General features: G+C 62.5%; 16 protein-coding genes. 11 read left to right on the top strand and 5 right to left on the bottom strand.

Annotation, left to right across the window (positions count from 1 at the left end; genetic code table 11):
* Window positions 1-20: 20 nt before the first annotated feature.
* Window positions 21-380: a hypothetical protein gene (locus tag OB905_09250; GenBank protein ID MCU4926166.1), complete on the top strand. Its 360-nt coding sequence runs from the start codon at window positions 21-23 to the stop codon at window positions 378-380.
* On the opposite strand, the gene OB905_09245 is transcribed toward OB905_09250, so the two are convergent.
* A complete protein-coding gene (locus OB905_09245) occupies window positions 377-1,609 on the bottom strand; it encodes an MBL fold metallo-hydrolase (protein MCU4926165.1) in 1,233 nt (410 codons plus the stop codon). The two genes, OB905_09250 and OB905_09245, sit on opposite strands and share 4 nt — an antisense overlap.
* Window positions 1,610-1,702: 93 nt before the next feature.
* On the opposite strand from OB905_09245, the gene OB905_09240 reads away from it, so the two are divergent.
* Window positions 1,703-2,194, top strand: coding sequence for a hypothetical protein (locus OB905_09240; GenBank protein MCU4926164.1), 492 nt, complete (start codon window positions 1,703-1,705; stop codon window positions 2,192-2,194).
* Between the two features lie 7 nt (window positions 2,195-2,201).
* Here the strand turns inward: OB905_09240 and OB905_09235 are convergent, their stop codons facing one another.
* Entirely contained in the window at window positions 2,202-3,050 is an 849-nt protein-coding gene (locus OB905_09235) for a hypothetical protein (GenBank protein MCU4926163.1), read from the bottom strand.
* Window positions 3,051-3,129: 79 nt separating this feature from the next.
* Complete coding sequence (locus tag OB905_09230; GenBank protein MCU4926162.1) at window positions 3,130-3,735, bottom strand: hypothetical protein; 606 nt, start codon at window positions 3,733-3,735, stop codon at window positions 3,130-3,132.
* Between the two features lie 485 nt (window positions 3,736-4,220).
* Between OB905_09230 and OB905_09225 the strand changes: the two genes are divergently transcribed.
* The 5 genes from OB905_09225 (at window position 4,221) to OB905_09205 (ending at window position 8,289) form a co-directional block, all read left to right on the top strand.
* Window positions 4,221-4,859 (top strand): hypothetical protein, encoded by a 639-nt coding sequence (locus OB905_09225; GenBank protein ID MCU4926161.1) that lies wholly within the window; start codon window positions 4,221-4,223, stop codon window positions 4,857-4,859.
* Window positions 4,860-5,113: 254 nt separating this feature from the next.
* Complete coding sequence (locus OB905_09220) at window positions 5,114-6,328, top strand: signal peptidase I (protein MCU4926160.1); 1,215 nt, start codon at window positions 5,114-5,116, stop codon at window positions 6,326-6,328.
* 45 nt (window positions 6,329-6,373) lie between these two features.
* Window positions 6,374-7,513, top strand: a complete 1,140-nt coding sequence (locus OB905_09215) for a DUF5305 domain-containing protein (protein MCU4926159.1) — start codon at window positions 6,374-6,376, stop codon at window positions 7,511-7,513.
* A gap of 192 nt (window positions 7,514-7,705) precedes the next feature.
* Complete coding sequence (locus OB905_09210; protein ID MCU4926158.1) at window positions 7,706-8,086, top strand: DUF1129 domain-containing protein; 381 nt, start codon at window positions 7,706-7,708, stop codon at window positions 8,084-8,086.
* A gap of 2 nt (window positions 8,087-8,088) precedes the next feature.
* Complete coding sequence (locus tag OB905_09205; GenBank protein MCU4926157.1) at window positions 8,089-8,289, top strand: helix-turn-helix transcriptional regulator; 201 nt, start codon at window positions 8,089-8,091, stop codon at window positions 8,287-8,289.
* Window positions 8,290-8,343: 54 nt separating this feature from the next.
* On the opposite strand, the gene OB905_09200 is transcribed toward OB905_09205, so the two are convergent.
* Window positions 8,344-10,317, bottom strand: coding sequence for an aconitate hydratase (locus OB905_09200; protein MCU4926156.1), 1,974 nt, complete (start codon window positions 10,315-10,317; stop codon window positions 8,344-8,346).
* 216 nt (window positions 10,318-10,533) lie between these two features.
* Window positions 10,534-11,034 (bottom strand): hypothetical protein, encoded by a 501-nt coding sequence (locus tag OB905_09195; protein ID MCU4926155.1) that lies wholly within the window; start codon window positions 11,032-11,034, stop codon window positions 10,534-10,536.
* On the opposite strand from OB905_09195, the gene OB905_09190 reads away from it, so the two are divergent.
* From OB905_09190 to OB905_09175, 4 genes are all read left to right on the top strand, one after another.
* On the top strand, window positions 10,947-11,666 hold the full coding sequence (locus OB905_09190; GenBank protein MCU4926154.1) for a deoxyuridine 5'-triphosphate nucleotidohydrolase: 720 nt from the start codon (window positions 10,947-10,949) through the stop codon (window positions 11,664-11,666). The two genes, OB905_09195 and OB905_09190, sit on opposite strands and share 88 nt — an antisense overlap.
* A gap of 171 nt (window positions 11,667-11,837) precedes the next feature.
* Complete coding sequence (locus OB905_09185) at window positions 11,838-12,392, top strand: metal-dependent hydrolase (protein ID MCU4926153.1); 555 nt, start codon at window positions 11,838-11,840, stop codon at window positions 12,390-12,392.
* 74 nt (window positions 12,393-12,466) lie between these two features.
* Entirely contained in the window at window positions 12,467-12,931 is a 465-nt protein-coding gene (locus OB905_09180) for a copper resistance protein CopD (GenBank protein ID MCU4926152.1), read from the top strand.
* Window positions 12,932-13,016: 85 nt separating this feature from the next.
* Window positions 13,017-13,448, top strand: coding sequence for a hypothetical protein (locus tag OB905_09175; protein ID MCU4926151.1), 432 nt, complete (start codon window positions 13,017-13,019; stop codon window positions 13,446-13,448).
* Window positions 13,449-13,494 lie beyond the last annotated feature (46 nt).

Raw genomic sequence — 13,494 nt, 5'->3', positions numbered from 1 at the left:
GGAAGCCAAACGGAGTGGCGATGAGTGACCAATCCGAGATGTTGCCGACCGGCCGACCTATTTGGCCCGCCTATCTCCTGACGGTGCTCGTCGCGGGACTTGGCCACTGGTATCTCAGCCAGTGGCGACGAGGGCTCGCCTGGCTCGCTCTCTACCTGCTCTCGCTAGCATTTCTCAGTGCTCGAACAATCTCCGGCGCGTTCGAACCCGGCGACCCGTTCGTCCTCACGGCACTACAGATACAGGACGTCGCCTACACCGACGTCGCCGTCCCCCTGGCGGTGCTAGTGGTGGCGCTGCTTGACGTCTACCTGATCGGATTGACCCGCACGCCGGGTCGTCGACCGGGGCCGGTTGACGGAAACGGCTCGAACGGCTAGACGCGCATCGTCTCGCCGAGTTCGGGGGCAGAAGCGTCGACGCCGTCCTCGCAGAGCGTGGTCGCGAACGCCTCACACCGGTCGCCGTGATTTATCAGGACTCGACGCTCCCGGTATGGCTCGAGAAACGCGGCGAGTCCGTCCGCGTCGGCGTGTGCAGAGAAGTCGTATTGCTCCACTCGGGCGGCGACAGGCAGCACTCTGCCGTCGAACTCGGCCCGGCCCGTCTCGAGGAGTTCCCGGCCGGGCGTCCCCTCGACCTGATAGCCCGTCAGCGCTAGTTTGTTCGTCGGATTCGTCCTGATCGCCGGTACGTACGTCATCGCCGGCCCGCCCGAGAGCATCCCGCTCGTCGTCACAATCACCGTGTTCTGTGCGGCGATCCGCTTCCGTTGGCCGTCCCGACCGGTGACGAAGCGGGCGTTCGACGTCGCCCGTCGGAGCGCAGCCTCGTCACGGACGAACTCGGGATGGCGCCGAAGCATCCGGGTCACGTCTTTCCCCATCCCGTCGACGTAACACTCCACGTTGTGGGCCGCACAGACCATCAGCATCTCCTGTGTCCGGCCGATCGCGAACGCCGGGACGACGACGGTGCCCCCCTCCCAGACGGTCGTTCGGAGGCTCTCGACGAACCGCTCTTCGACCGTCTCGCGGGGCTCGTGGGTGACGTCGGCGTACGTACTCTCACAGAGCACGACGTCAGCCTCGGGCCGCGCGGTCGAGGCCGACACCAGACGCTGGTCCGTGGTGTGAAAATCGCCCGTATAGAGCAGCCGCGTCTCGCCGTCGTCAACGAGGACGTGGGCACTCCCCGGGATGTGGCCGGCGTTGTAGAGCGTCACCGTGTGGCCGGCCGCCTCGAACGATTCTCGGTAGCCGTGCGTTTCGGACACCTGCGTCACGCGTTTTAGCTCGGCCTCGGTGAACGGACAGTCGTAGGTCCCGCCATGGAGTTTGAGCGTATCCCGTGCGAGGGTGAGCGCCAGCTCTCGCGTCGGCGGCGTCCAGTGGATCGGTGGCCGCCGGTCTCCCGAAAGCAGCGCAGGAATCGCCCCAACGTGGTCTAAGTGGCCGTGGCTGACGACCACCGCTTCCGGCTCGACGTCGCCGACCGGAAACTGCGGCGGGGTTCCGGTCTTCATCCCGTAATCGAGGAGCAGGGAGTCGTTTACCAGGATGGCACTCCGGCCGACCTCGCGAGCGCCGCCCAGAAACCGGATCTTCATCGTCGGCGCTACCCACCCCAGGGCTTTCCCTCCGTCGATCTGCGAGCCTGATGCCGTGAAAGCGTTTTACCGACGGACGTGGTCGATCCCCGCGTGACACCACCCCGTGACCCCGCCGACCACAACCCCAGTGACGATTCCAACGCCGATTCGGCTCCCGCCGACGAGCATCTCGACCTAGACGACAGTGAGCGCGAGGCGCTTCACGACCTCCAACTCGGCGTCGAGTACGCCCACCGCGCCTACGGCGAACTCCTCACCTTCCACCACAACCTCGGCCACGCGATGGATCGAATGGCCGACGCCGAAGACGCCCTTCGGGAGGCGGGCCACGACGATGCAGCAAACGCCCTCCGCGACAGCCATCTCCCGGCGGGCGCACTCGACGAGCGCTGGACGTACGAACTCGTCGAGGAGTTTTCGGACTCGTTTCTCGATCCGCTGACGGCCTTCGAGGACGACGTTCGTGACGAACTGGCCGACGGCATCGGCCACGTGACCGAGCGCCGCCAGCAGCGTCGCGTTCGAGAGCGGGCCGCCGAATCCGTCGACGACGGCGGATCACCCCCTCCAGGGCAGAACTGAGTCCGTTTTACGGTTCCTCGAGTTCGATATCTCCAGGAACGTAGAGTCCGTCACCGCCATCCCACGAGTCGATCTCTCCGGTCGACGGATCGAATCCGGGGTGGTGGTAACTGGCGTCGATAGCGGGAATGTATACCGCGACGAATCCGCTCGTCCCCCCATCCGTCTGCGCCTGAAGTGGCACGCCTGGATCGAAATCATCGACCGTCCCGCGATCGAACGCGGTGATTTCGCCCGGTGGACGTCCGTTGCCGTTGCCTGTTCCCGCACCCGGGGCGTCGTTTCCCTCCTCGATCTCGGCGGCCGTCCAGTAGTCGACCCCGCCCGATCCATCAACCCATTCGGGGATGTGGATGTTTCCGCTCCCGGCGAACGTCACTGGCTCGGCAGCCCCGCAGGTCACCTCGATTGCCCGGCTCTTAGTCGTCCTGGCGGCGACGCCCTCCCCTGTGACTGCCACGTCGAAGAGCACGGTCGCCGACGCCCCCTCCGGGGCCGCGCAGTTGACGGCGACTGTGACCGGAGCCGTCTCGCCGATATCCAGCGAGTCGGGATACTCAAGGTCGCTGGCGGAGAGGGGGCCGTCTACGTTGACCTCGAACTCCGCGATCTCGATGTCGGATTCGAACAGGTTGCCGAGTTCGACGATCGTCGTCTCTTCGTGTGGCGGACTGGCGCCGACGTCGGTGAGGTCGACGTCGCCGTACCGTAACTGCAAGACAGCCTCGTCGTCTCCGACGACGTCGATCGTCAGATCACGTTCGGCTCTCCCCGTCGAGAACGCGCTCGAACCAATCAGGAGCGAACTGCCGCCCGTGACCGCGAGTGTCCCGAGCACGAACCGACGGCGATTCATATCGGACCACCGGCCAGTCCCGTCGGGCCGTCGGTAGTTCGTACGTCACCTCTCCGAATCAGGATCGTCTGTATTGTGCTCATCGGTTGTCGACCTCCAGCGGTTTCTCGTGCGCGCCGAGTCGCATCCGGTATCGGTTGTCGTAGTAGTGCCAGAGCGCTGAGACGCCGAACATGGTGACGAAAAAGACGCTCCACATCAGAGTCGTCAGGAACGTAAACGGATAGACGTCGGCGACGATTCCGACCAGGCTGACCGCGCTGAGTCCGACGACTACGACGTAGTACAACCCCCACGGAATCCCCCGATTCGGGAGGACGTCGACGTAGAATCGGCTCTGTGCGGCGACGTCTGTCAGGCGGATTTCCCCCCGTTTCGGATGGTATTCGACGAACCCGCAGTCGTTCATCTTGGGTAGGTGGAACTGTCGGAGCGCGTTTTGCACCCGCTTTCGCTCCTGCGGGGTGAGCTGCTTGACGGACTTTCCGTTTTCCCAGCTCGCGACCTGATCTGTGAGCTCCCCAACCGACACGCCGCCGTGATCTCTACCTGCCCGCGTACGCCGTCGTTTCAGGTAGTGAATGACGAACCGTCGGCGCTGGTTACTCAGAATTTCGAGAACCGTATCTCGGGTGAACCGCTCTCGTTCGACTGACTGCCCCGTGGTTTTGCTAACTTCCCCCATCTCCCTACGGGCGTAACAATCGAGAACACAGTTAAGTATGAATACAAAAACAATCGTGACCTTCACATCAATCTAACATATTTGTGTCAGGAAATCTGCTCTCTATCTACGACCACCTAGAATACGGCTACAACACGGAATGTAATGGCTTGAGGATTGGTGTACTTATCTCGAAAATAAGATAGTTCGATAGCAATGATTGTCCAGAAATAAGCTATTAACCGACTGGTCAATCTGACGATGTCGGACTCGGTGATCGCCAATCACTGTTTGGCCAGTTGACATAGGGTCTTTCCCGATCTAAGGAGAGTGTCTGTCGTCGGTCAAAACAATCTCTTCGGCGACTACTGGCTTTCTTTCCGATATTATTGTCTGTACATACCAAAGTACACGACTACTGATCAGTCGAATACGCGTCGACGAAGACGAGTGGGCGGAAGTGAGTCGTCGGATGGGTCGACGCACGACAACGAGGTTGAAAATCAATGGAACGACGAAAATTCATGATCGGACTCGGAAGTGCAGCTGCAGGAAGTGCCGCGCTCGTTGGAACGGGCGCATTCAGTGCTGCTCGAGTCCCTGATCGAGAGGCAACGATCAATGTCGCAAACAACGACAAGAAAGGCGGAATCGGTCTGATCCCTGGAAACACCGACATCGCGTACATGAACGAGGCCGGCGAGTTGGAGATCGATCTCCAGAAGGGTCTCAGCAACGGTGGTACCGGGATGAACCCGAACTCGACGTACTATCTCGGCGGGAAAATGGACGAGACCCTCGATTACTACGAGGTCGGGGTCGACCCGGAAGACCTCGACGAAGAGGTCTTCGAGCGGCCACTGTTCTCGGTGCGCAACCAGTCCGGTGAGGACCGACACGTCCAGTTCGATATCGAGCTGAAAAGCGCTCCGGACGGTGCTTCTATCAGCGCGTTCGCGTGGCAGTACAGCGGTATTGAACAGGCGAGTGTCCTGTCTGTCGAGAACCCAGGTGATACGGACAGCGGCGGTCAGGTCAATCTGAGCCCCGGCCACGAGTTCGACGTCGTGATCGTCGTCGAATCTGGCTCGGACCCAGGACAGATTGAACTCGAGATTACAATCACGAGCGGCGCAATCCGGTAATAGAGCGCTGTCTATCGCTTTTTTGGACTCTTTTGCATTACTCTTCAGCGGAGAAGCCGTGCGTGGCTCGCCACTGGGGTTTGAGATCGCGCTCGCGAGACGGCATCTATGTGCTCCCCGAATGGAGTGACCGTGAGTATCTACCAGCACCAGTGAATGTATGTCTAATATGAAATTAACTGAAGATGATGTGTTGGTAGCGAGTTGATACTAAAACCGTTTGTCGGCATCTGCATCGAACGCGACGTAGACTGGTGTGTGAGTGCAGAATCTTCGACGATGCGATCCGCGAGGGAGTTACCATGACCGAACCGAACACGACGGCACGGACGATTCTTCACTGGGCGGGCATCCTCGCCTGCATAGTCGCTCTCCTCTCACTGCTGGCCGGACACGTTCTCGGAGTCCCTGTCCTGTTCAGCTACGTTGAGACCGGCAGCATGGAGCCGCCAATCGAAACCGGCGACGGCTTCGTTGCGATTCCGTCGGAGGTCTCCGGAGATGTCGAGGCGGGCGACGTCGTCGTCTTCGAGGCCCAGGAGATCGAGGGTGGCGGGCTGACGACACACCGCGTCGTCGAGGAGACCGAACACGGGTACGTGACACAAGGCGACGCGAATCCGTCTACGGACCAGGAAGTCGGCGAACCACACGTCACCGACGGGCAGATCGTCGCGACCGCCTGGCAGGTCAACGGCGAGCCGGTCACGATCCCGCATCTCGGAACCGCTGTGATGGGGATCGAGAGCGGGCTGGAGTCGGGTCAGTCCTGGTTGGCGTCGCTGTTCGGTACGAGTGCGTTGCTCGGCACGCAGGGCCTTGCGTATCTCTTGCTCGCGTTCGGGCTGGGTGTCGTCGCGCTCTCAGCCGTCCTCGACCGCGGGAACGCGACGAAGCGCGTTCGCGACCGGAGCCGCTCGCGTCGCGACGTTTTCGACGCCCGAACGCTCGTCATTGGCATGGCCGTACTCCTCTGTATCGTGACGTTCGCGACGATGTTCGCGATGTCCGGACCGACCGAGGTCGGAATCGTGAGCGCGGACTTCGACTCCGATCGACCGGACGTGATCCCGGCCGGCGAGACCGAGACGCAAACACGGGAACTTCAGAACGGGGGTGTGTTGCCGGTCGTGACAGTACTCGAGCCCACGAGCGAGAAGATCGCCGTCGACGACGGTGGTGAAGCGACGCTCGATCGGGGCGAGTCGGTAAATGCGACGATCTCGGTCACCGCCCCCGACGAGACGGGGTACTATCTGCGGTCGCTCTCGGAGTACCGTTACTTCGCGGTGTTGCCGACGTCGGTCGTCCTCTCGCTGCACGCGATCCACCCGTGGGTCGCGATGGCGGCGGTAACCGGGACCATCGTCGGTCTGGTCGCCCTTCCGTTCGCCCTGTTGCTCGGAGTCGGCCGGATTCGAACGCGGACGCGCAGGCGCACGGAACGAGCGAGCGGTTTCAACTGGTGAGAACGATGCATACGACAGCGAACACGAACGCGGGGGGTATCGACGATGAACATCAATAGTGGCCGACTGATCGTCCGCGCACGGACGGCGCTGGACGAGTGGTTCGTCCTCGTCGTCGTCGCGTTGCTCGCGCTCAGCCTGTTCGGCGGCTGGGCAGCGTACGGCGCCGTCGGCGACGATTCCACGGACGAGCAACAGCGAACCGTCGACGCCTGGTCGACGACTGGCGACTTCGAGCACGGGGCGGAGGTCCGAGAAGAGAACGACGTCTTTGCGGTCGGCGAACACCTTGAGGATCGATCGCTGTACTATACGGAGGTCATGCCGATCCTCGAGGGTGAGTTCACCTACGCCTACGATGCCCCCAGTGGCGACGTCGCGGTCGACGTCGACCTCGTCCGCGTCGTCCGTTCCGTCGACGGCGAAGACGGCGAGCACTGGTCGGTCGAGGAACCACTCGCATCCGAGAGCGAGGACGGTGTCGGTCCCGGGGAGGAGCAGACGGCGACGTTCGACGCTAACGTATCGGCAATGGACAATGAGGCAACGGATATCGAGGAGGGCCTCGGTAGCTCCGAGGGGACGCTCGAGACGGTCGTCTTCGCACACGTCTCTCTCGAGGGGAGTATCGACGGCGAGTCCGTCGAGCACACTGACGAGTACGAACTGGTCGTCGATGCCGACGGCGACACCTACGCCCTAACCGGACCGGAAGACAGCGAGTACGTCGAGCAGCGAACGGAACTCGTTTCGAGCACTGATTCGGACCCTTCGACAGCGGCGTTTGGTCCGCTAGCTGTTCTTCTTGGCGCTCTTGTCGCCCTCGGCGCGATCTGTGTCGCCAAGTATCGGGGCGTTTTGGCTCCCGACCAACAGCAACTCGAACTAATCGCGACTGATCACGAGCGAGAACGATTCGCCGACTGGATCTCGCGTGGGACGCTACCTGAGACGGTTTGTAACCGGCCACAGATCGGGGTCGCGTCCCTTGAGGAACTGGTCGACGTCGCTATCGACTGCGACCGGCGCGTGATCGAAGACAGGGGCGGGTACTACGTCATCGACGGTGACGTGATATACCACCACGAACCGCCCGCTACTCACTCAGGTTCGCGTCCGAACGGGACAAATTCTGTCGGTTCAACCGACACTGACGCAGACGCTACCGACGAACGAACGAATTGAGAGTCTCGCAGGCGAGGGGCGGCCGGGGGCTGTCGAGAGTCGGACTTTGACCTGACGGGCCAAACCTGGGGGTGTTTCGTCTGTTCTCTGGAGATCACTCTCATTGGATGCTGCTATCCTGACTATATTGGCGTATTCTACAGACAATATGGAAAATACTTATTACACTGTGTAAAATACGCTTTACATATAATGTGGATCGATAGATCACGAATCGCCATCGTCGCGATCGCCGTTGTCGGACTGGCTCTCGGATTCACCGTCGGCTACCTCGACCTCGACGTGCCGATTCTCGGCGTCGTCCTCGGGTTCGGGGCGATCGCCGGAATCGCGATGTACTACTACTACAGAACCCAACAGCGGACCGGCGCCGTCGACGAACGGTACGTCCGCATTCAGGGTCGTGCATCGATGGGAACCGCCACCGTCTTGCTCGTCGGCGTCGCTCTGATCGCCGCCACCCTCTCGTTTACCGAGATGGCGCTCCCGGTCGAGTGGCTCCTCTGGGGGCTCGTCTTCGGGGGGATTATCGTCGACGAGGCACTGCTCGAACTGTACCGACGGCGCATGTAATCATGGAAAACAATCTCAACGTCTGGCGGGCGAAAGCCGACGTCACGCAGGGCGAACTCGCCGACGAGATCGGCGTCTCCAGACAGACGATCAACGCCATCGAGGGCGGACGGTACGACCCCAGCCTCGAACTGGCGTTTCAACTCGCCACGTACTTCGAGTGTTCGATCGAGGAGATTTTCGAGTACGATCCCGAACCGTAGGCAGAACGAACGATCCGTTCGAATCGGAACGGTGGCCGGATGCGACGACTGTCGTCAGTCGTCGGCGGGTGCGGCGCCGGCGCCGCCTTCGGCCTGGGCTTTCGTCCAGGAGAGTTTGCCACCGGCTGCGAGAATGTCGCGCTCGCGCTCGGAGGCGTCGAGCGTCGCGGTGTACTCCTCGTCGCCGTTGACGCGGACGGTGAACGCCTCGGTGCCGTCGGCAACGGCGGCGGAGACGTCCTCGACGATCTCGACCTCGTCGCCCTGATCGATGCCCTCGTAGGCGTCCTCGTCGATCACGAGCGGAACGATACCGAAGTTAAACAGGTTCGCGCGGTGGATCCGGGCGAAGCTCTGGGCGAGGACGGCTTCGACGCCCAGATACATCGGACACATCGCGGCGTGCTCGCGCGAGGAGCCCTGGCCGTAGTTCTCGCCGGCCAGCAGGACGCCGCCGTCGGCGTCGGCCGCTCGGGAGGCGAACTCCTCGTCGACCCGCGAGAGGGTGAACTCGGAGAGCTTGTCGATGTTCGACCGGTACATCAGGATGTCCTGGGTCGCGGGGATGATGTGGTCGGTCGTGATGTTGTCGTCCATCTTCAGGAGGACGTCGCCTCGAACGTCGCTCGCGATCCCCTCACGAAGCGGGACGTCGCCGATGTTTGGACCCTTGACGAGGTCGTCGTCGACGGCCTCGTCGGGACTGATGAGGTCCGTCTTCGAGCCGTCGTACTCGTCGGGCAGCTCGATGCCGGGATCCTCGAGATCGCCGAGTTCGTCGGCCAGATCCCGTGGGTCGACGATCTCGCCGGCGATCGCCGCGGCGGCGGCGACTTCCGGCGAGCAGAGGTAGACGTTGTCGTCTTCGATCCCCGACCGGCCCTCGAAGTTGCGGTTGAACGTCCGCAGCGAGACGGAGTCGGAGGCGGGGACGTGGCCGATGCCGATACAGGCGCCACAGGTCGCCTCGGAGAAGTTGACGCCGGCGGCCATCATCTCCGCGACCCACCCTTCACGGGCGAGCATCTCGGAGGCCTGCTTCGAGCCGGGCGCGACGATCATCTCGGTCTTCATATCGACCTCGCGGCCCTCCAGCATCTTCGCGGCCGGGAGGACGTCTTCGTAGGCGCCGTTGGTACAGGAGCCGACGATGACCTGCTCGACGTCGGTGCCGGCGACCTCGCGGACGGGCACGACCTTGTCGGGCATCGACGGCTGGGCGATCAGCGGCTCGAGATCCGAGAGGTCGACGACGATCTCGTCGTCGTACTCGGCGTCGTCGTCGGGCTGGATCTCGACGTACTCCTCGGCGCGGCCGACGCGTTCGAGGTAATCCTCGGTCTGCTCGTCGGTGCCGAAGATCGACGTCGTCGCGCCGAGTTCGGTGCCCATGTTGGTGATCGTCATCCGCTCGGGTGCGGTGAGGCTCTCGGCGCCGGGGCCGGTGTATTCGAGAATCTTGCCGACGCCGCCTTTGACCGAGAGGCGACGGAGCATCTCCAAGATGACGTCTTTCGCGGTGGCCCAGTCGGGCAGTTCGCCCTCGAGGCGGACGTTGACGATCTCGGGCATCTCGATGTAGTAGGGTGCCCCACCCATCGCGACGGTGACGTCGATCCCGCCGGCGCCGATGGCGAGCTGGCCGAGTCCGCCAGGCGTCGGCGTGTGGCTGTCCGAGCCGAGCAGCGTCTTGCCGGGGGCCGCGAAGTTCTCGCGGTGGACGTTGTGACAGATCCCGTTTCCGGGGCGAGAGAAGTGTGCCCCATAGGTGCCAGCTGCAGAACGAAGGAAACGGTGGTCGTCGGTGTTTTTGAAGTCGAATTGGTAGGTCTGGTGGTCGCAGTACTGTGCGGCGATCTCGGTCTGAACTTCGTCCAGTCCCATCGCCTCGAACTGGAGCCAGACCATCGTGCCGGTCGTGTCCTGGGTCAAGACCTGGTCGATCTCGATCCCGATCTCCTCACCGGTCTCGAGTTCACCCTCGACGAGGTGATCCTCGAGAATTTTCTCCGTGATCGTGTGTCCCATAGCGCCTGAATCTCGGCTTTCCGTCGTGATAAATCCAGCGTGTTTCTATCTAACACTGCTCGAAAAATCCCTCACTGCGACCACGTTTCGGCTCGATTCGTTCTCACCTCTTGCCTTCGCAGATTCGTCTGCCCCTCTTCGGCTCGAAACCGAGCTACCGCCGCCGAGGTACCTCGCGTGTAACGATGCTGGCCTAAGCACGTCGTCGGCGTCGACCTAGAGATCGTCCACAGTGACAGTTACCTCCGCTGGAACGTCATCCTCTTCATCCGTAATCCGAATGAGGAACGAATGAATCGCACTATCACCCGGAACGTCGCCGCTCACTTCCACCCCAAGCGCGATCTGGAGTCTACCGTCTTCACGCACAATCGAATCTAAGACGAGATCCGGTTTCGGTTGCATTCTGTTCTGTACGAAGACGAGATACGACTCCGCAAAATCAGTGTCGGCAATGAACGCGGAGACCGCTTCCGTCTGCTCGAGCGTTGTCTCGGCGGCCGTTTTGGTTTCGATGATCGTCTCGTATACTGTGTGTGTGTCGATCACGTCGTCCTGATCTGAACGAACGTCATCCTCTTTGTACATCGTCTCAACAGCCATTCCAGCGGGAGTCGTCGCCCCCTGAACTGATTGCCGATACCAGCTCCACGTGGAGTAGCCGCCGACGGAGGCGACACTGGAGCCGACAAACGCGAGGACGGTTCGGCGGTTCATGTTGTTCTATTGTTGACCATCCAGCATATGTTTTTTATACAACATCTGACAGCAAAACCTCTCTCCACGAACAGCGTGACGGGTTCGGCTACACTACACACAACCGGGAACGCGAACCCTTTTCTCCCACCCACCACGTTGTCGAGCGTATGTTCCGTGCAGGGAGCTTCGTCGCCGACCACGTCTCCCCGACGACCGCCGAGCAGGTCCAGCCCAACGGGGTCGACCTCACCCTGGAGATCGTCTTCGAGCAGCGCGAACCCGGGCGGATCGGCAGCGACGGGAAGTCCATCGGCGAGCGCGTCGCGCGTCCGTTAGAGGAGTTAGACGAGAAGATGCCCGAGACCTACTATCTGCCACAGGGCTCGTACGTCGTCCGGTACGGCGAGCGCATCCACATCCCGGAGGGACACGTCGGGTTTCTCTACCCGCGCTCGTCGCTGCTTCGTAACTCCTGTATGCTCAACACCGCAGTCTGGGACGCCGGCTACGAGGGACGCGGCGAGGGTCTTCTGCAGGTCCACCACGATATCGAGATCGAACGCGGCGCCCGGATCGCCCAGCTCGTCCTCGCCGAAGCGAACCACGAGAGTACCTACGACGGCAGCTATCAGGGCGAGAACGTCGATTGAGGTCGTTGGTCTCAGCTGCGGGCCAACTATCTCGATTGCACCCGGCCGTCTCGGCTACGGGCCAACTATTCCGACTCCGGTCGACGGCCAAACACCGTTCCGACCCGACCTTCGAGTACGTCCGCCACAGATACCGTTTTCACGCTTCGTCGGGTAGCTAACGTCACGCCGATGATGGCTACCACCCACGTTCTGGCCGGGCTGGCGCTTCTCGCGCCGGTGGCCTACGCGGTTCCCGAGCTAGCCCCGGCGCTCGCCGTCGGGGCCATCCTCGGCGGGCTCGCGCCGGATGCAGACCTGCTGTTGGCTCACCGGCGGACACTCCACTTCCCCCTTCTCGGTGGCGCGGTCGCGGTCCCTGTGGTCGCTCTCGGTACTCTCTGGTCGACCCCACTCACTGTTGGCGTCGCCGCGTTCGCCGTCGCCGCGTGGCTCCATGCGGCGAGTGACGTTCTCGGCGGCGGTCCCGAGATGGATCCCTGGAACGACGCCAGCGGGCGGGCGGTCTACGACCACCTTCGGGGTCGGTGGCTCGCCGCCCGCCGGTGGATCCGGTACGACGGCGCCCCCGAGGACGCCGTCGTTGCCATCGCGCTCGCGGTTCCAGCCCTTCTGGTGTACGACGGCTGGGTGGCTGTCACGGTCACGGGTGCGATCGTCATCTCGATCGGCTACGCACTCGTCCGCCGCCGACTGGTCGACTTCACGCCCGAGTGGCTCGAGTAACCGTCTGTGACTTCACGTGGTATCTGTCGCCGACGAGCCGGAACCCTGATAACCGTTCTGTCGAAGCGGTTCGTATGGCCGACTATCTCGTCGCGACGACCGTCCACCTCGTGTTCGCCGCCCTCTGGGTTGGAAGCGTCTTTTATGCCGCATTTGTACTCGTTCCGCTCGCCAGAGACGGCGCGTTCAGCGCAACCGCTCCGCTCTCGGTCGCCGCCGGACGGCTTGCCCACATCTCTCGGGCGAGCGCGCTCGTGCTGTTGCTCTCGGGCGGTCACATGGCTGGAGCGGCCTACACCGCGGACAGCCTCTTCGGATCCACCCGGGGCCAACTCGTCCTCGCGATGGTCGCCCTTTGGTTCCTCATGATGGTGCTCGTCGAAATCGGCGTCGCTCGGTTCCGGTCCGGTCTCGACGAGCAGAAGCTGCGCGAGCCCGCCCGAAACGCCCAGCCCGTCCTCCGTGCTGCAGCGCTCACCGGTGTTCTCCTCATGATCGTCGCCGGCATGCTCTCGGCCAACGTCACTCAGGTCCTGTAACCGACGCTATCGTTCACGAATTGTGTCACGTGTGAACAACCCACTGATCCGAAAATTACTTAATCGGTTACTGTAAGGTAGGGCCATAATGATCAGGGGCAAAGACGTGGCGTTTTCGCTGCTCGTGGTCGGAACCGCTGCGGCGGCCGGCTACGTCCTCCAGTCGGGTCGTACCGCGGATCGAACGGCTCGCTCGAAAGCCGATATTGGCGCGCGAATCGTCGACCGCGTTCCGGCGAATGCGACCGTCGTCGACGTCTCACACGAGTATTTTACCAGGCGGCCGTCGCTTCGCGAGGCGATCGAGCGCGCGGTTCGAACCGACGCCCGCGAGCAGTGGGCGAACGTTACCGTCGAGCGCGACGGCGCCTGGTCGGTCGTCGACGCTATCCGGACGGCACTGCCCTACCACGAGGGCGACGGCACCGAGTACAACGGCGTCTACGTTCGATGTGGCGACCGCGTCGTCGTCCTCAACGCGATTGGCTGGGCCAGAGTCGAAGAGCCGCTGCGTTGAATCGACGCGCTCGACCAACACGGCACGCCACCCCGCCGCGTGACTG

It is taken from the genome of Halobacteria archaeon AArc-dxtr1 (assembly GCA_025517425.1).
Classification (GTDB): Archaea; Halobacteriota; Halobacteria; order Halobacteriales; family Natrialbaceae; genus Halostagnicola.
The sequence above is the reverse complement of the archived record's forward strand: the minus strand, read 5'-3'. Positions and strand labels throughout refer to the sequence as shown.